Source organism: Bacillus sp. JJ1503, assembly GCF_036965125.1.
GTDB lineage: Bacteria > Bacillota > Bacilli > Bacillales > Cytobacillaceae > Cytobacillus.
In genome coordinates this window covers 6487-23476 of the sequence record NZ_JBALOZ010000240.1, presented here as the reverse complement: position 1 = coordinate 23476, position 16990 = coordinate 6487, and the positions used below count along the sequence as shown (strand labels likewise).

Below are 16990 nucleotides of genomic sequence, written 5' to 3'. Positions count from 1 at the left end.
CAGTAAACCCTTCACGAATATCGGCTCCATCTAAATTTTTATCTTTTTCCTTTAGAAGATTAACCTTTCTAGCATATTCATTAAATATACGCGTCATCGCTGTTTTAGAGCCAGCCTCGTGTGTCCCGCCATCTTTAGTCCGAACATTGTTAACAAAGGAAAGAACATTTTCCGAGTAGCCATCGTTAAATTGGAAAGCAAAATCTACTTCTATTCCATTTTGCTCACCCTCAAAGCTAACGACTGAATGCAAAACATCCTTTTCTTCATTTAAATATTCAACAAAAGCTTCAATCCCATTTTCATAATGAAAGACTTCCTGAAGACTATGCCTTTCATCGATAATTTCTATTTTCATTCCTTTTAATAGGAATGCCGATTCACGCAGCCGCTCACATAATGTTTCATAATTATACGTAGTTATTGAAAAAATGGATTCATCTGGCTTAAAGTGGATGGTTGTTCCTGTTTGATTTGTTTTTCCTATTTTTTCAAGAGTTGTTACCGGTTTGCCGCCGTTTTCAAAGCGTTGTTCATAAACAATCCCATCTCTTTTAATGGTGACGACAAGCCATTCAGAAAGAGCATTCACTACAGAGGCACCAACACCATGGAGTCCTCCGCTTGTTTTATACCCGCCCTGGCCGAATTTACCTCCAGCATGCAAGACGGTTAATATCACTTCAGGAGTTGGTTTGCCCATACGATGCATTCCAGTAGGCATCCCGCGCCCTTTATCAATAACACTTATTGAGTTGTCTTTATGTATTTTGACAATGATTTGTTCACCGTAACCTGCCAATGCTTCATCGACAGCGTTATCGACAATTTCATATACTAGATGGTGTAGCCCTCTCGCATCTGTACTCCCAATGTACATACCCGGGCGCTTTCTAACTGCCTCAAGCCCTTCGAGTACTTGTATGGCATCATCATTATAGTCAAAAGCTTCCTGATTTCTTGCCACAAACATACCCCTTTCATTACTGCAAAAAAGAATTGCTAATAAAAAAATGATCAATACTTTGCTTTTGTATCTATATAAAGAAATGAGCGTAATCATTGAAACAAAATTGATTATACATTCATTTAGCGTATTCGTCTAAAAAATAATTATCCTTTATATGATAGAAAAAGCGGATAAGAACGAGTGTTCCTTATATATATTTTACCATATTTTATTCAGCGTCTATGCTTTATTGTATCTATTTATTCAAATTTGGCAAATAAGATTTTTAATTTTAGCTGATTTATGGCTGTTTCGATAGCTGCTTTTTCAAAAAATAAAAAATGAGACCTATAAAGATCTCATGTCTTTTGCATTATTTTGTTAATGCATGTTCTACCTTAATACAGCGATCCATAACAACTGTGTAGCCCTTTTCCTTTAAGAAATTATAGGCATTCTCATCTATGCATCCGAGCTGTGACCAAAATACATCAGCATTTATTTCAGCAAACTCTTTAGCTACCTCAAGCAGATGCTCTGAACGGCGAAAAACATTGACAATGTCAACATGACCATCAATATCCTTTAAGCTTTTGACAGACTTTACACCGAGCACTTCATCAACTGTTGGATTAACAGGAATAATTTCATATCCTGCATCCTGCATAGCCTTCGACACCATATAGGATGTTCTCTCAGGATTACCGCTTAAACCAACTACCGCAATTTTTTTTGACTTTTTGAGAATAACACCGAGCTCTTCCCTGCTTGGAATTTCAACAGACATAATATGTACCCTCCTACTAATAGCTTTACTTGCTTATCTATATCATACCGAAAAGTAGGTTATTTTACTAATAATGGACTCTTCTTGGCTGAAGGGAGGGTACATGTTATTTAAAATCGAAACACCTTTAGTACAATACTGTTTCCAACTTTTTCACTAATCGCTTTATGGATATATCTGATTCTCTCAATATAACTGCCTTATCAATCGTAATCATCTGTCTATTTTCCATTAGTACTTTTCCGTTCACAATCGTTGTTTCAACATCCGCTCTTGTGGCTGAATAAACAATTCTGGAAATTGGATCAATTTCTGAGGATGGATATGTGTGGAAATCATTTAAGTTCAAAATAGCGAGATCAGCCTTCTTCCCTGTTTCAATACTGCCAATTTCATTTTCCATTCCAACTGCTTTTGCTCCCCCGATTGTAGCCATTCTAAATACAGTTCTTGCATTCATGGCTGTTGGTCCATGGATAGGTTTTTGAATAATAGCAGCGAGTCTCATTTCATTGAACATATCCAGATTATTGTTACAAGGTGCTCCGTCAGCACCTAGACTTACATGTGCATGTGAGTTAAGTAATGACGGAATTTCAGCAATTCCTGAAGCGAGCTTAAGATTAGATCCTGGACAGTGGCTGACCTTAACTCCGCGCTCTCTAATAATTCTTTTCTCTTCTTCATCCAGCCACACACAATGTGCCAGAATTAAACGCTCATTCGCTAACCCAATGCTATCAAGGTAGACAACATTTCTCATTCCATGTTCTTTTTCTACTAACAAAATTTCAGTGGAATTTTCAGAGGCATGTGTGTGGACTCTGACATTGTAATGCTTTGAAAGATCCCTTACTGTTGTTAATAATTCCTCCGTACATGAAACAACAAAACGAGGGCAGAAGGCATATTGGATTCTGCCGCCATCATGATTATGCCATTTTTCAAGCAGATCGACACTTTGCTGAATGGATTCTTGCGTATTTTCCCTTAAGAGAACTGGAACTTCATCTCCCTTATCCATCATGACCTTCCCTGCTAGGGCGCGAATTCCGCTTTCCGCAATTGCTTTAAAAGCAAAATCTGTATGATGAACAGTTTCCATATCTACAACTGTTGTTGTTCCACTTTGTAATAGTTCCCCAATGCCAAGCATCGCTGAGTAATAAATGGATTCCTCATCATGAGATGCTTCCAGAGGCCAAATTTTTTGCTTTAACCAATCCATTAATTCAAGGTCATCAGCCTGCCCTCTAAATAATGTTTGGCATAAATGTATATGAGTTTGTATAAATCCCGGTATCACCGTGCGTCCTGAAGCATCAATAATTTTACTTGCATAATGGCGGAGATTTTGTCCGATTTCAACAATTTTGTCATCTACAATATAAATATCTCCTGTAATAATTTCTTCCTTCTCATTCATCGTAACGATTTCTGCGTTCCTAATGAGAATGCTGCTCATTTTACACCTCCTTGTAACTGGCTTGTCATATCGGCTTTCTTTTCGTCAAAGTTCAAAATTAATGATTTATAAAAATCGATCGATCTTTTATAGGCAGCAATACTTACCCATTCATTTGGCTGATGGGCAAGCTTCTCATCACCTGGTCCATAGATTAATGTAGGGATTTCGCTTCTTGGATTTAATACAGCTGCATCTGTATAATAAGAAACACCAAAGCAATTTGAGTCCTCTTCATTTTTTATTTCTAATGCACAGTGAATAATATCTGATGAAACAGCGGTAAGAATAGGTGGACGGTCTAACACTTTCGTTATCTTGAACTGATGGAGCTCGTTATTTTCAACAAGTTTATTAAGTTTTTGATTTAGCAGTTCTATTAAATGGTCATGTGATTGTGGAGGAACTGTACGTATATCCACCCGAATTGAACATCGATCCGGAATGACATTCGTTTGAATCCCCCCATTGATCATTGTAACCGCAAGGCTACTGCTTCCAAGAGGTTCCTTTTCTAGTTTCCACTCAACTTTTAGTGAATCTAACACATTTATTATTTGCATCATATGATCAACAGCATTGATTCCTTGATCTGGCATAGACCCGTGAGCGGTTTTTCCATATGTGCTAATTTCTAACCAAAGTGCTCCCTTATGTCCAACCACAACCTTTTCATTTGTCGGTTCACCGATTACTAGTGCATCAATGACTCGATCGTCATTTCCTTCTAAAAACGCCCTAGCTCCGCAGCTATCGACTTCTTCACCAGCTGTTGCCAAAAATGTAATAGTGGCTGGAGGTGTCTTTTTTTCCAAAATTAAAGATTCTAATGCTAAATACATGGCGGCCAAGCCGCTTTTCATATCTGAAGCCCCTCTGCCATAAATCCTTTCTTCTACAATGTCCCCTGAAAAAGGGGCATACTGCCATTCAGCCTCTCCAGGGGAAACCGTATCCATATGGCCGCACAGAAATAAATGCTTATCACCACTGCCCTTGAGTGTCACCTCAAAATTGCTCCTATTTTTCTCAAGATAAGTCATTTTAAAGGGGATGCCCTTCATCTTACATCGTTCAATAAAAGCCTCAGTTACCTCATGCTCATTACCTGGAGGATTTGAACTATTGATCCGCAGAAGCTCCTGAAGGAATTGAATATCATCCATTATTCTGCCTCCACTATTTGCATTTTTAGAGATGTAACCTTCCATCCGTTTACAGGTGCCATATCTTGCGAACATGTTGTACAGGCGATGACCACGTCCTCCAAGGCCTTGAGCCTCACATAATCTCCTGGCTTTGAAAGTGGCTCTTCAATCACATAATCGCCTTGATCGTCCAGCACATTATTCATAAATAGATTAATAGGATCTGGAACAATAGCTGGATGAATATTAAACTTCTTTAAAGCTGTTTCTAAATTGTCATAGCAATTTGGATGATCATCGTGATCAAAATCCATTTTATACCGATAATAATCGCAGGCTGGAAAAAATATATCGTGGACACCGACAGTATCTTCTACTAGCTGCATAAGAGGTCGGCGTCTATTGCTGTATAATAAATCGCCTTTTTTTAACCGAATACTGCTTAATGATGCTCTCATATGAACGGGGGATACATATTCTTGAGGATCTGCATGATTAAAACAAACAAAATCCCCAACCTGCTTCCCATCCAGATCAATGATAATAAGCTCTTCGCCTTTTCTTAAAAAAGCGCTTCTGCCTTCGTAGGGAGGAATGACTATTTCTTCACGAATTCTGTCCCTATTAAAGATTTCTCTCATAAAATCACCCTCCGTTTATTCAATAAAAACAGCAACTGCCCGGATTGGGGAGCCAGTTCCTTTCCGAATCCTGAGCGGAAGCCCGAAGTATAAAAATCTCATACCGGCTATTTGGTCCAAATTACAAAGGTTTTCCGTATTGGTCATGCCATACTCCCTGCAAATTAGGTGACCGGAATACTTGGGATCATCTGGATGATCGATTGCCGGAGAATCGATGCCGATATTGACAACGCCTTTCTCTGCTAGCCACTTAGCTGCTTGGTAATCAAGACCTGTATAAGTAGTTAACCATGCATCTGTGCCATACGACCTGTTATAATGGCCAGTATAGAGAAGAACGATATCCCCCTTCTCGATAAACTGACCCGATTTATTTAGGGCACTCTCAAGATCCTGACTCGTAATATAACGATTTGTCGGAACATGTGAGACATCAAGGCAAACGGCTGGACCATAGAAATATTCTAATGGCATTTCATCAATGTATTTCCCATTTGGATCATACTCGTATGTAGCATCACTATGGGTTGGCCCATGTTCATTAATGATTAAATTGTTTGTTGCAAATGGAAACCCTATCTTTTTTTCCGATTCTTCATGTGTAATATTAGTAAAAATCATCGTAGATGGATGAAGAGGGAAGACTGGCATCCCATGATAGATTTCCTGAGTTAAGTCTACTAATCTGACTCCCATAATTTTTCCCTCCAATTCAAAAAGCGTAAGCGCCTTCGGAACAATCAAAGGGCGATTGTTCCTGCGACGACTTTTCTTGATGTATTTTTAAATAATCGTAGGAATAACCTCAAACTTGTCTACATCAATCAATCCCATATCAGTAATTTTCCACTTCGGACTTGTGACTAGTGACCAGAAGGATAAGTGCATGAATGGAACCTCCATTCCGCAACCAAGCTCTTCCTTTGCAAGTCTGGAAAGCTCATCAACCTTATCACTCATTTCCTTACCGGTTAATTCATCTGTCATAAGACCACCTACACGGAGCGGAAGATCTCCAACCACTTTACTTTCCTTGATCATGGCAATTCCACCTCCCATTGCAATGACACGATTGACTGCGGTTACCATATCCTCATAATTCGTCCCTGTCACAATAATATTATGAGTATCATGGGCAACACTTTCTGCAATGGCTCCGCTCTTTAAATCAAAGCCATGCAAGAATGTTTTCCCTACTTTTCCTGTTCTTCCGTGACGTTCAACAACAAGTAATGGCAATACATCCTGCTTCAGACAAGGCTGGACAATTCCATCCTTTACATTCAGAGTATACTCGCCCTCGCCCGTTAAATTTTGGAAAGGGATGGCTTCAATAGCTCTTACCCTTACACGGGATCCTGTAGCATTAATAGTGAGTTCATCTTTTGTAACTGCTTTTCTTTTAATCGATTTCTTAACACTTTCAGGATAAATATACGGGGCTATGTCGATAGTTAGTTCGCCTTTTTCAGCAGCTTTTTTACCACTGAGATATACTTGATCGATCGTCATATTCATTAAATCACTAATAACGGCAATATCTGCCCTTTTACCAGGTGCGATCACTCCTACATCCTTAAACCCGAAGTGAGTAGCCGGATTAATGGTTGCCATTTGGATGGCTTCGACAGGATCAATTCCTTCCGCGATCGTTCTGCGGACAATATCATTCATATGTCCATATTTCAGGAGATCTGCAGGAACCATATCATCTGATACTAAAATCGCTCGTCTCGAATCCAATCCATCCTCTGTAATGGCACGGATACACTCTGCCATATTTCGTTGGGAGGATCCTTCCCTCATAAACACACTTACTCCATAACGCAACTTTTCAACCATTTCTTCCTTCGTAGTCGTTTCATGACAAGAAACATGTGTGCCTCCGCTTATAATATGTGCTGCCAGTTCTTTCCCAAATAATCCAGGAGCATTTCCCTCGACAGTTTTACCAATACTGTTTGCATAGGAGACCGCTGCCACTAGATCATCTATTAATTCAGGGGCATGTTGATAAACTGGTTGGATATTACTAAAGCTTTGAATTTCGCCAATTCCTTGAACATATGGATCATTTAATAAGTCCTTCATATCCTTAGCTGAAACGTCATACCCTGAAGTTTCTAGTCCAGGAGCATCAGGTACGGCACAGGGAACAGTGAATAAGATGCGATTTGGAAGGGTTTTCGCTTCTTCAATCATCGCTTTCATTCCATGAACACCGAGAACATTACCAATCTCATGCGGGTCGCCAATTAATGTTGTCGTCCCTGTCGGTATGGACAGCTTTGAAAATTCCGTACATGTCAGCATGGCACTTTCAAAGTGCATATGAGAATCAATAAAGCCCGGGCTAATAAATTTCCCCTTAACATCTTCTATCGTTGTTTTCGGACCAATCAGATCCTTTGCATCTCCAACCATCAAAATATATTGTCCTTTAATGGCAACATCTGCTTCATATATTTCACGGGTGATTACATTAATAAAATACCCGCCTCTAAGGACTATGTCCGCATATTGATGTGGATGCAATAATACATCAATTAATTTTCGATATTGAATAGCCTCTTTTATTTTAAGAGCGTCCACCGTTTAACCCCCTATCATCGTTCCTTCCAAACTATCAATTATTCCAATAATTGCAGCATCAATGGGTGCCTCTTTATTCCTGATCGCTCGTGAAGCCATGCTTCCTGTCACATAGATCACTCTTTCACCTATGCCGGCTCCAACAGTATCAACGGTAATAATGGGGTTTGGCAGTACCTGTCCATCTAATCCAATCGGCTGTGTAATTAATAGCTTCGTCCCTACTAGATTTTCATCTTTTCTCGTAGCAGTTACCCGGCCAACCACTATTCCCATGTGCATAAAGATCGTCCCCTTATTCTGTAATTATTGCAATATTCAACTCTCTTGCCATATCCTTGGCAAGGGGAGTAATGATAGTCTGACTTGACATACTCAATGTATGTTGATTTTGTTGATGCAAATATCGTATTGTTTCTGCGGTAACAATTGATTTATTTAGTGAATGATTAAGAAAAGCATCAAAATTATCATCTTCATTGATAAGGTCTATCCCTAACCCTTTTAACTGAATCATCTGTTCCTTCAGTTTTCTTTTAAACGCTTGAGATCCTTTATCCATACCCTTCACCCGCCATAGCTGATGATTAGCGTCTATCCCTATTTTTAATGCGATGACTTTCTTACCAGTCATTAAACTATGAAGAATCAGACGGACAAAAGGTCTTTGTTCATTGAAGGAAAGAATATCTGATACTAGCGAAAATGACAGGATTGGGAGAAAGACTATATCAATCTTATTTTTTTCTGATAAATGCTGATGACAAATCCAATCATCATTGCCAATTATTCTCGCAAGGTCATTTCTTTCGTCATGTGAGTAAATCGAATCTTCCACTGAGATTCGAAGCATGCATTGTTTACTAGTTAGGTCTTTTAAATATAAAAGTCCTGGTTCCATTCCAATCAAATGAGAGGTAATTAGAGCCAGGACATATGGTCTTTTCTGTAGGCTCTTACTGTAGCTGTTTCGGTTAGACAGCTCGCGCAGAGTGTGTTTCATCATTACACTCTGCTTATTTGAGCTCATATTTATTCACCAATCGTTTTAGATAATAGGGCTCTTTCCACTTCACTGTGAGGTCTAGGGATAACATGGACAGATACCAATTCTCCAACACGGCTTGCCGCTTCAGCTCCCGCATCTGTCGCTGCTTTAACAGCCCCTACATCTCCTCTTACCATGACAGTTACAAGTCCAAAGCCAACCTTTTCATAGCCGCAAATTTCTACATTTGCTGCCTTAACCATTGCATCAGCAGCCTCTACTGCACCAACTAAACCCTTTGTTTCTACTAATCCTAATGCTTCACCCATGATTTATTTCCTCCTCATAATGATTAATTTGATTTGTTATTGTCTTCCTCTGATTGACTGTTTTCCGTTATATCATTTTCCGCTTTTTTAGTGGTTCCCTTTTTCATTGAGCCTTTTATATTTTTTCCCTTCGCTTCAGCTCTCTCCGTATTCTCCTCAGAGCCTTCCTTCTTAATTAAGCTCTTCTCTTCAAGTTTAAAATGAGGTAATAGTTTACTTGCTACTTCGTTGTGAGCCCTTGGAATCACATGAAAGGAAATTACCTTTCCAATACGATCTGCAGCTTCCTTACCAGCATCCACAGCAGATTTAACTGCGGCGACATCCCCGCTGAAATGGACCGTAACACCCAGATACCCATTTACGCCAATTACTTTTTCGATGCCTACAATTTCTACATCCGCGGCTTTAACTGCAGCGTCTGCAGCAGAAACAGCTGTTAAATAGCCCACTGTTTCTATTAATCCTAGTGCTTGCAATTACATAGCCTCCAGTCATATAAAGTTATTTAAACCTCTCAGCTTCCTTAAGTAATTCGGCAGAGACTTCTGAAATCGTTATGAATGGACCATAAAGAAGTAAATACCCTTTCTCTACGGTATAGTTGAAATTTATATTTGGTGATTTTTTCAATAAACGATCTAATATAAGAATGGATGAATAATGATTTATTCCATCAAGTACAGCGACCCCATCTACATGAGCATTCAAATTAAGCTGTTTTGTTAACCATGGACTAGGAGAATGAACTTTAAAAAGCTGTAAAGGCTTATAAGAATGGTGAGAAAGTTTTTGAAATAATGTTTTTACGGCCTCGGTTAGTTTGGCGGTATCTTCTTCATACAATTCAAGAATAAAGCCACTGCTTTTTTCTTTTTCCCATAACAAACTATATTTCATGGCCGAATACTCTCGTAAAATCTCATTCACTAGAAATAACTGGCCGATTGACGATTGTTCACTTGAAATGACCCCAACGGAATGTGACTTTAGCGGCCTCTGAAATGATTCCATCAGTTTTTCAGATAGACCAGAATAGACCCAAGCTTTTATTCCATTTCTCGTTTGGCCGATAAACTTACTTTCTTCATTAAAATGGTTATTTACATATGAACCTTTTTGAGGCTTATTTAATGGTTGGTTACCTTGTACAAGAGAGATTTTTTGCAGTTTAGATATGGAACCTGTAATGGAATCACTACTCCCCGTTTTAGTATGAACATTTCTTTGTTCATTTTTGGATGAATGATTGATTAGATCTTTATTAGTATTAGCAGGCACTCCAGCTAATCTTTTTTGGATATTTTTTTGCTGATAGTTTGGACGATTTATTCCCGCTATCGATTGTTTTGAAGCTTCTTGTTTGTTGTCATTGACAGTGGATTTCGAATAAACAAACCTTGAATTCCCCCAGTTAAAAAGAGGATTCTCTCTCGGCTTATTAGCTGGCTTTAATACTTCCTGAACAATATTTTTCATGAATTCTGACAAGCGTAATCACCTCCTAGAGAATCTTAGCAAGCTCTGCATGCGGTCGAGGAATGACATTAAAGGATACTAACTCTCCTCCGGTCTTAGAATTAGCCGTTTTCCCCACTTCAACAGCGGCAGTTACAGCTGCAACATCTCCTTCTACAATTACAGTCACTAAACCAGAACCGACTCGTTTTAAATCTACTAAACTAACATTGGCTGCTTTGGCCATGGAATCAAGTGCTTCTATAGCAGCTGTTAATCCCCTTGTTTCAATCATCCCAATTGCCTTCATTTCCATCCCCCTTTCCAAGGTCAATATGATGAACTAGTTAAATGAACTTATATTTTTTTCATTCAGGTAGAAAACTTTAACAGTTTCATTTGATTTTTCTAGTTCCTCTATAAATAATCTTCAAGATTGACTTCAATTGGAATGGATGTTCTTTTAAACATTTCTTCCTCTCCTAAAGGATATGTGGCGTCTATTCCCATTTTATCGGAAACACCTCTTAGGTTATGGGAGGATTCGAGTGGAGAACCTTTAGCTCCAGGTACAATAAATACATCATTAGAGGCCTGAACCCTAGTTGCAATCGCCCATTCAACATCGTCTGAATCGAAAATATCAACATCATCGTTTACGACAACGACATGCTTTAAATCTTTATCACTAGCAAATGCAGCAAGTGCGGCTTGCTTTCCATCCCCTTCAGACTTTTTCTCGATTTGAATGACAGCATGGTAGCGAGCAACACCTCCCATCGGAATATGTACACCTTTAATATTCGGCACGACTTGCCTAACAGTACTTAATAAGGTCGCCTCCCGAACTAGAGCCATTGGCAGTCTTTCTTCATAGCTTGAAGGGAAAATGGTCTGGTTTATGGCTTGATTCCGATAGGTTACAGCAGATATTTCCACGATTGGCTGAGGGGATCTAAACCCATAATAACCGGCCAATTCTCCAAATGGCCCTTCCATCTCACGTTCATTCGGTAACATTCGGCCCTCAAAAACAATTTCCGCTTCTGCTAGAACATCTATATCCACTGTCTTACAGCGAACAACATCTAAGGATTGTCCAAGTAAAGCCCCCGCAACGTCTAATTTATCCGTATGATATAGGTGTGTACTAATCTGGGAACTCAAAACGACAGCTGGCACTACCCCAAACATAACGGCCACTTCCATTGGCTCACCCAGTTTTTCATAATATGAATACTGTTCCAATAACTCTCGCGAAGTAATTAAAATATTTGTTCGATTTCCGCCTAGATACTGCATTCTCCTTATAGATGTATACCTTTTCTTTCCTGTTACATCCTTTACAACAAGTATCCCTGATACATAATAGGCACCTGAATCCCCTTCGTGAAAGGTCGGTATTGGAAACAGGTCAGCTAAATCGAAATCGCCTGTTACTAAATTTTCCTGTACAGGTCCAGTTTCCTTTAAAGTTGTAGGGATTGGATTAACAATGGAGTTAATGATTTTAGGGATCAGTTCCGAAGCATGTATTCCCATGCTATCAGCAACTAGCTCACGATCTCCGCCTAATCCTGCTGCCATTGCTGATTGATACCCTTTGACTTTTTCAAAGAGGAATGGCTGCTTTCCATTTTTCGTATTTACAACAGCACCTAATTCATAGCGGGGATCTACTTCTCGTTTAATTCGATATAGGAGGCCTCTATTCTCCCAGTCATCTAATAATGCTCTCATTGTTACAGGTATCATGAATTTTCCCCCCACCTTTCCAGCAGTCGATGATCAATATTAAGCATGTCTAAAATTCGGGCTACCATGAAGTTTGCCAGCTCCCATATTTCTGTTGGCTTATGGTAGAATCCTGGGGAGGCTGGCATGATACATGCACCTGTCTCAGCAAGCAGTGTCATATTCCGTAAGTGTATTAGATTAAATGGGGCTTCCCTTGGAACGATAATAAAATTTCGTTTTTCTTTTAAAACTACACCTGCCGCTCTGCTTAGCAATGTATCGCCGACACCATTCGCAATGGCCCCAAGTGTATTCATGGAACAAGGGACTATAACCATCCCGTCTGTCAAATAGGATCCGCTTGCTATCGATGCAAACAAATTTTTATTACTATGGACAGTGGCATATTCTTTAAGCTCCTCCATCTTAACCCCGCACTCAAACTGCATTACTTTCTCTCCCATTTCCGTAACAATTAAGTGCGTTTCTATTCCTAATTGATGAAGAGCGCGGATCAAAGTATATCCATACAATGATCCGCTAGCCCCAGTAATACCCACTAAAATTCTTCTTTTTCGGTCTGTATGAGTGTTAATATTAAACAACCTTTTCGTCTAGGGAGAATTTATTTTTCGCTGCTTCTTTATATTCTTCTGTTGTCATGATATCTCCGAAAATATCAATATCTCTTAATCCGGAAACATGCATATCATCATCTTGAGACGCTGTTCCATCGGAAATACAGATTACATTATATCCATGATATAGAGCATCAGATGCGGTGCTGCGAACACAAACATTTGTCCATACGCCTGTTAAAACGACTGTATCTATTTCCTCCTCCCTAAGGAACAGATCAAAATCGGTATAGCTGAATGCACTATGTCTTCTCTTCTGAACGACATAGTCACCCTTATCCTCTTCCGGCTGCAGCTCAGGTATGAACTCTGATCCCCATGTGCCTTTTACAGCATGAACAGGTCTTACACGGAAATCCCTGTCATTTTTTCGATGAGCCTCCTGTACGTGTACTACCTGAATATCTAAATCGTGAGCAAAATCGATTAGCTCCCTAATTTTAGGGACAATTTTTTCACCACTTTCACAGCGAAGAGCTGCATTTTCACCAATAAAATCATTGAGCATATCAATTACCACAACACAATGTTTCTTTCCTTTAAGTTCCACTTATCTTTCATCCTTTCAGAAAACTGATTTCATTTTTCTTTTTGTTATATCAATATATGAAACTATTCGAATCTACATGATTGAAAACTAAAACATCAATTTTGTGTTACAGCTTCAGCTTCCTTTGTTTCTACTTTTACGGCTTCATATTTTTCATATTTTAATGTTCTTTCTAGTCTCTGAATACTTTGACGAGGCACGTACTCTCCATAGCCTGCTTCTCCGACAATTCCACCGTTATCTTCATCGAAAACAACGTTTCCGCGGATTATTGTCTGTACTGGCTTTCCTTTTAATTTCAAGCCATGTAATGGATTATACTTCGCCATTGATTCGGTTTTTTGTTCATCAATGACATATTCCTTTTCAAGGTCGATTATAGTGAAGTCAGCATCACTGCCAATTTCCATTGATCCCTTTTTCGGATAAATGCCATAATGAATGGCAGCATTCCTGCTCGTAACCTCTACAAAACGTGATAGTGATAGACGGCCTTTATTTAGTCCTTCACTTACTAGGATAGGGACCATTGTTTCTACTCCTGGAATACCAGGGAAAGTATTCCAAATCGTCGCTCCTGGATATTCTTTTTCTGTTGCTATTTCATATGGAGCGTGGTCAGTTCCAACGAAATCGATTGTTCCATCGGCAAGTGCCTGCCAGTGAGATTCATTGTCTTCCTTACCGCGCAATGGAGGAGCAATTTTTGCATATGAACCACGTTCTGACATTGAATCCTGTGCGTTTAGTACGAGGTAATGAGGGCAAGTTTCAGAAGTAACTTTAATCCCCCGTTTCTTAGCGGCCCTCACTAGCTCCACTCCCTCTTTTGTACTCATGTGCACAACATGGACACGGGCATCTGTTGCTTCGGCAAAGCTTAGAATTAATTCGATTGCGACCTTTTCAGCTAGACTGGACCTGGCCTCTGCCCATGCTGGACCATCCAAACGCCCCTCTTTTTCTAGCTTCTTAGAGTTAAAAGTGCAAATATCATAGTTTTCAGCATGCACACCTATTGGCAAACCTGTTTTTGCCACATGTTTAAAGATTTCAAGCATTTCAGCATCTGAAACCTTTGGGAAAGTTGGTACGGAAGGTGTCATATACACTTTAAAAGCGACAACCCCTTCATCAATTTGCGGATAAATATTATCGATCCAGCCTTCACGGGCATCTTCTCCCGTCATTCCTCCCCAAAAGCAATAATCTATATATGCTTGGTCACGAATCGGACCTATTTTCTTTTGGAAACTATCCCCATCCCGAACAGAAGGCTTGCTGCAGCATGGCATATCAATGATCGTTGTCAATCCGCCAGCTGCTGCTGAACGGCTTCCAGTTGCAAAAGTTTCTCTATGGGTAAAGCCTGGATCCATAAAATGTGTATGCGGGTCAATACAACCAGGAACAACTAGCTTGCCTTCAACATCAATAACCTGTGTAGCATTTAAGAAGCTAATGTCATTGGAATACCCAATAATTTTTCCATCATTTACTAGTATATTCGTTAAGACTTGGCGATCTCCTTGTGGAATATTCGCATTTTTCAGAATTAAATCCATAGTTTATACCCCTTCTGCTATTTTTATTTCTGCTTTATGCAGATTATTAAAGGACATCCATTGAGTGTTCAGTTTTTAACTGATTCATTTGCCCATCTTTAGATATATTTAAATCCTTATAATTAAAGACCACATTTAGTAAAATGGCTGTCAAGCTTCCTATTACTATTCCATTTTCAACGAGTAAACGGGCACCTGTTGGAAGACTGCCAAAGATAGCAGGAACTACCGCAGATCCTAATCCAATTCCAACGGAACAAGCAATAATTAAGAGGTTTTCGTTTTTAGTAAAATCTACAGCTGAAAGCATTCTAATCCCTGATGAAATCACCATACCAAACATTGGAATCATGGCACCGCCCAGGACAGCCATAGGGATGACGGTAGTTAGAGCTGCGATCTTAGGCAAAAGTCCTAAAATCATTAGTATGACCCCAGCAGAGATTACAACGTTTCTAGTTTTTACTTTAGTTAGAGCTACAAGGCCAACATTTTGAGAGAATGATGTATAAGGAAAAGCATTAAATATTCCTCCAATTACAACTGCAAGCCCTTCTGCTCTTAATCCCTTTTTAATATCCTTGGATTCTAGTTTTCGTTCACAAACATCCCCTAATGCTAGAAATACACCAGTGGACTCTATCATACTTACAATGGCGACTAAGGTCATTGTCAAAATAGCTGAGGCATTAAAAGTAGGCAGACCGAAATAGAAAGGCTGAACAATATGAAACCAGGAAGCATTAGCAACCTCCACGAAGCTAACCATTCCCATAAAATATGCGACTATTGTTCCTGCAATTAGCGATAGCAGGACAGAAATTGCTTTCATATATCCTTTGAAGAAACGATTCATTAAGATAATTAGAATCAGTGTAAGTATGGCTAAGAATAAATTTTTGGAGCTGCCAAAATCGGGAGAGCCCAGCCCACCAGCAGCATTATTCATTGCGACTGGAATTAAGGAAACCCCAATAATAGCAACAACTGAACCAGTGACAACAGGAGGGAAAAAACGCAAAATTTTACTCATAAACTGCGATAATATCATGACGATAATTCCGGAGACAATGATGGCGCCATAAATCGCGGTTATTCCTTGTAATTGTCCAATGGCTATCATCGGCCCTACCGCTGTAAATGTACAGCCCAAAATGACAGGTAATTTTATACCGAAATGCTTTCCGCCTATGACCTGTAATAATGTTGCTATCCCACATGTAAATAGATCAATCGAGATTAAATATGCAAGTTGTTGAGCATTCAATCCAATTGCAGGTCCTACAATTAAAGGTACAATGACAGCACCTGCATACATTGCCAATACATGCTGAAATCCTAAAGTTCCAATTTTAACAGGATTTAGCTTTTCCAAGGTCAGCCCCCCATATTTACAAAATGTATCTTCTGTATAAACTCGGGATGCATTTCGCTATTTTCCTAATAAATCACCTCCAAAAATAGAAATTTGTATATAAAAAACCGCAGTAATAGAAAACATCTTCCATAAGATGATGATCTACTACTGCGGTTTCATATAACTTCCGTTAAACAAAAGCTAAAGGAACCGCTTTCAAAATGGTTAAGAGTAGTTGCGGCTTGCACAGCTCTCCCAAACAAAATTGATAGCTTATTATTCTTTAAAATAAATGATTGTACATGATTCTTCCGTAACAGGATCGTAATCTTTTAAAATGGTCTTCACTTTAAAAGGCAGCATCTCTTCAATCTGATCTTTAAATAACGATTTGAATTCAACACTTAATGCTGAATCAACCGAAATAGTCAAATGTTGGAAATTTTTACTAAGCATTTGAAGCGACTGGACCCGTTTATGCTGAGCAAAAATGATTACCATGTCATCAAATATTTCTATTCGCTGTTTCTTTACTCCGACACCGTGAATTTCTTGGTTGACTCGGTTATAAAGATGAGCAATATCCTTTTTTAAAGATTGATGGGTATGTATAGAAATAATAGACATAATTGCCTCCCGTTACTCACTATATTAAACAAAGCAAGTTTTATTGTCAATAGTATTATCTGAAAATTTACACTTGACAAAATATTGACATGGCTATTACACTACAAATCAACTTAAACTTTTTTAAAATTTTAACATTTTTGGTCAAATATATCT

19 protein-coding genes are annotated in these 16990 nt (G+C 39.0%); all 19 read right to left on the bottom strand.

Annotated features, from left to right (window positions below):
- Window positions 1-967, bottom strand: a 967-nt coding sequence (locus V7149_RS17915) for an ATP-binding protein (protein WP_335346969.1), incomplete at its 3' end; no start/stop codon positions are given.
- 355 nt (window positions 968-1322) lie between these two features.
- The gene (locus V7149_RS17910) at window positions 1323-1736 is read right to left on the bottom strand and encodes a CoA-binding protein (RefSeq protein WP_335346968.1); all 414 of its coding nucleotides are present in this window, start codon (window positions 1734-1736) and stop codon (window positions 1323-1325) included.
- A gap of 127 nt (window positions 1737-1863) precedes the next feature.
- Complete coding sequence (locus tag V7149_RS17905; RefSeq protein ID WP_335346967.1) at window positions 1864-3201, bottom strand: 5'-deoxyadenosine deaminase; 1338 nt, start codon at window positions 3199-3201, stop codon at window positions 1864-1866.
- A complete protein-coding gene (locus tag V7149_RS17900) occupies window positions 3198-4367 on the bottom strand; it encodes a M20 family metallopeptidase (RefSeq protein WP_335346966.1) in 1170 nt (389 codons plus the stop codon). Before V7149_RS17900 ends, V7149_RS17905 begins: the two co-directional genes overlap by 4 nt.
- Complete coding sequence (locus V7149_RS17895; protein WP_335346965.1) at window positions 4367-4990, bottom strand: urea carboxylase-associated family protein; 624 nt, start codon at window positions 4988-4990, stop codon at window positions 4367-4369. The genes V7149_RS17900 and V7149_RS17895 overlap by 1 nt, the downstream gene beginning before the upstream one ends.
- A 15-nt stretch (window positions 4991-5005) precedes the next feature.
- The gene (locus tag V7149_RS17890; protein WP_335346964.1) at window positions 5006-5689 is read right to left on the bottom strand and encodes a cyclase family protein; all 684 of its coding nucleotides are present in this window, start codon (window positions 5687-5689) and stop codon (window positions 5006-5008) included.
- Between the two features lie 87 nt (window positions 5690-5776).
- Window positions 5777-7585 (bottom strand): adenine deaminase, encoded by a 1809-nt coding sequence (ade, locus tag V7149_RS17885; RefSeq protein WP_335346963.1) that lies wholly within the window; start codon window positions 7583-7585, stop codon window positions 5777-5779.
- A 3-nt stretch (window positions 7586-7588) separates the two neighbouring features.
- The gene (locus tag V7149_RS17880) at window positions 7589-7867 is read right to left on the bottom strand and encodes a EutN/CcmL family microcompartment protein (RefSeq protein WP_335346962.1); all 279 of its coding nucleotides are present in this window, start codon (window positions 7865-7867) and stop codon (window positions 7589-7591) included.
- 13 nt (window positions 7868-7880) lie between these two features.
- Window positions 7881-8591 (bottom strand): hypothetical protein, encoded by a 711-nt coding sequence (locus V7149_RS17875; protein ID WP_335346961.1) that lies wholly within the window; start codon window positions 8589-8591, stop codon window positions 7881-7883.
- Between the two features lie 26 nt (window positions 8592-8617).
- Complete coding sequence (locus tag V7149_RS17870; RefSeq protein WP_066288284.1) at window positions 8618-8902, bottom strand: BMC domain-containing protein; 285 nt, start codon at window positions 8900-8902, stop codon at window positions 8618-8620.
- 23 nt (window positions 8903-8925) lie between these two features.
- Window positions 8926-9381 (bottom strand): BMC domain-containing protein, encoded by a 456-nt coding sequence (locus V7149_RS17865; protein WP_335346960.1) that lies wholly within the window; start codon window positions 9379-9381, stop codon window positions 8926-8928.
- Between the two features lie 25 nt (window positions 9382-9406).
- Window positions 9407-10393, bottom strand: a complete 987-nt coding sequence (locus V7149_RS17860; RefSeq protein ID WP_335346959.1) for a hypothetical protein — start codon at window positions 10391-10393, stop codon at window positions 9407-9409.
- Between the two features lie 13 nt (window positions 10394-10406).
- Window positions 10407-10670: a BMC domain-containing protein gene (locus tag V7149_RS17855; RefSeq protein WP_335346958.1), complete on the bottom strand. Its 264-nt coding sequence runs from the start codon at window positions 10668-10670 to the stop codon at window positions 10407-10409.
- 107 nt (window positions 10671-10777) lie between these two features.
- Window positions 10778-12115, bottom strand: coding sequence for a UbiD family decarboxylase (locus V7149_RS17850; protein WP_335346957.1), 1338 nt, complete (start codon window positions 12113-12115; stop codon window positions 10778-10780).
- On the bottom strand, window positions 12112-12657 hold the full coding sequence (locus tag V7149_RS17845) for a UbiX family flavin prenyltransferase (protein ID WP_335346956.1): 546 nt from the start codon (window positions 12655-12657) through the stop codon (window positions 12112-12114). Before V7149_RS17845 ends, V7149_RS17850 begins: the two co-directional genes overlap by 4 nt.
- A gap of 37 nt (window positions 12658-12694) precedes the next feature.
- Window positions 12695-13285: a cysteine hydrolase family protein gene (locus V7149_RS17840; protein ID WP_335346955.1), complete on the bottom strand. Its 591-nt coding sequence runs from the start codon at window positions 13283-13285 to the stop codon at window positions 12695-12697.
- Between the two features lie 95 nt (window positions 13286-13380).
- Window positions 13381-14850 carry a dihydroorotase gene (locus tag V7149_RS17835; RefSeq protein WP_335346954.1) on the bottom strand — a complete coding sequence of 490 codons (1470 nt, stop codon included), beginning with the start codon at window positions 14848-14850 and terminating at the stop codon, window positions 13381-13383.
- A gap of 46 nt (window positions 14851-14896) precedes the next feature.
- The gene (locus V7149_RS17830; RefSeq protein ID WP_335346953.1) at window positions 14897-16225 is read right to left on the bottom strand and encodes a nucleobase:cation symporter-2 family protein; all 1329 of its coding nucleotides are present in this window, start codon (window positions 16223-16225) and stop codon (window positions 14897-14899) included.
- A gap of 258 nt (window positions 16226-16483) precedes the next feature.
- Window positions 16484-16834, bottom strand: coding sequence for a Na-translocating system protein MpsC family protein (locus tag V7149_RS17825; protein WP_335346952.1), 351 nt, complete (start codon window positions 16832-16834; stop codon window positions 16484-16486).
- Window positions 16835-16990: the final 156 nt, after the last annotated feature.

Bases quoted from the DNA above. Each gene is read 5' to 3' on its own strand.
- V7149_RS17835 (WP_335346954.1), bottom strand. From the start codon at position 14,850: ATGGATTTAATTCTGAAAAATGCGAATATTCCACAAGGAGATCGCCAA.
- V7149_RS17880 (WP_335346962.1), bottom strand. From the start codon at position 7,867: ATGCACATGGGAATAGTGGTTGGCCGGGTAACTGCTACGAGAAAAGAT.
- V7149_RS17875 (WP_335346961.1), bottom strand. From the start codon at position 8,591: ATGATGAAACACACTCTGCGCGAGCTGTCTAACCGAAACAGCTACAGT.
- V7149_RS17870 (WP_066288284.1), bottom strand. From the start codon at position 8,902: ATGGGTGAAGCATTAGGATTAGTAGAAACAAAGGGTTTAGTTGGTGCA.
- V7149_RS17855 (WP_335346958.1), bottom strand. From the start codon at position 10,670: ATGAAGGCAATTGGGATGATTGAAACAAGGGGATTAACAGCTGCTATA.
- V7149_RS17895 (WP_335346965.1), bottom strand. From the start codon at position 4,990: ATGAGAGAAATCTTTAATAGGGACAGAATTCGTGAAGAAATAGTCATT.
- V7149_RS17910 (WP_335346968.1), bottom strand. From the start codon at position 1,736: ATGTCTGTTGAAATTCCAAGCAGGGAAGAGCTCGGTGTTATTCTCAAA.
- V7149_RS17825 (WP_335346952.1), bottom strand. From the start codon at position 16,834: ATGTCTATTATTTCTATACATACCCATCAATCTTTAAAAAAGGATATT.
- V7149_RS17905 (WP_335346967.1), bottom strand. From the start codon at position 3,201: ATGAGCAGCATTCTCATTAGGAACGCAGAAATCGTTACGATGAATGAG.
- V7149_RS17900 (WP_335346966.1), bottom strand. From the start codon at position 4,367: ATGGATGATATTCAATTCCTTCAGGAGCTTCTGCGGATCAATAGTTCA.
- V7149_RS17890 (WP_335346964.1), bottom strand. From the start codon at position 5,689: ATGGGAGTCAGATTAGTAGACTTAACTCAGGAAATCTATCATGGGATG.
- V7149_RS17850 (WP_335346957.1), bottom strand. From the start codon at position 12,115: ATGATACCTGTAACAATGAGAGCATTATTAGATGACTGGGAGAATAGA.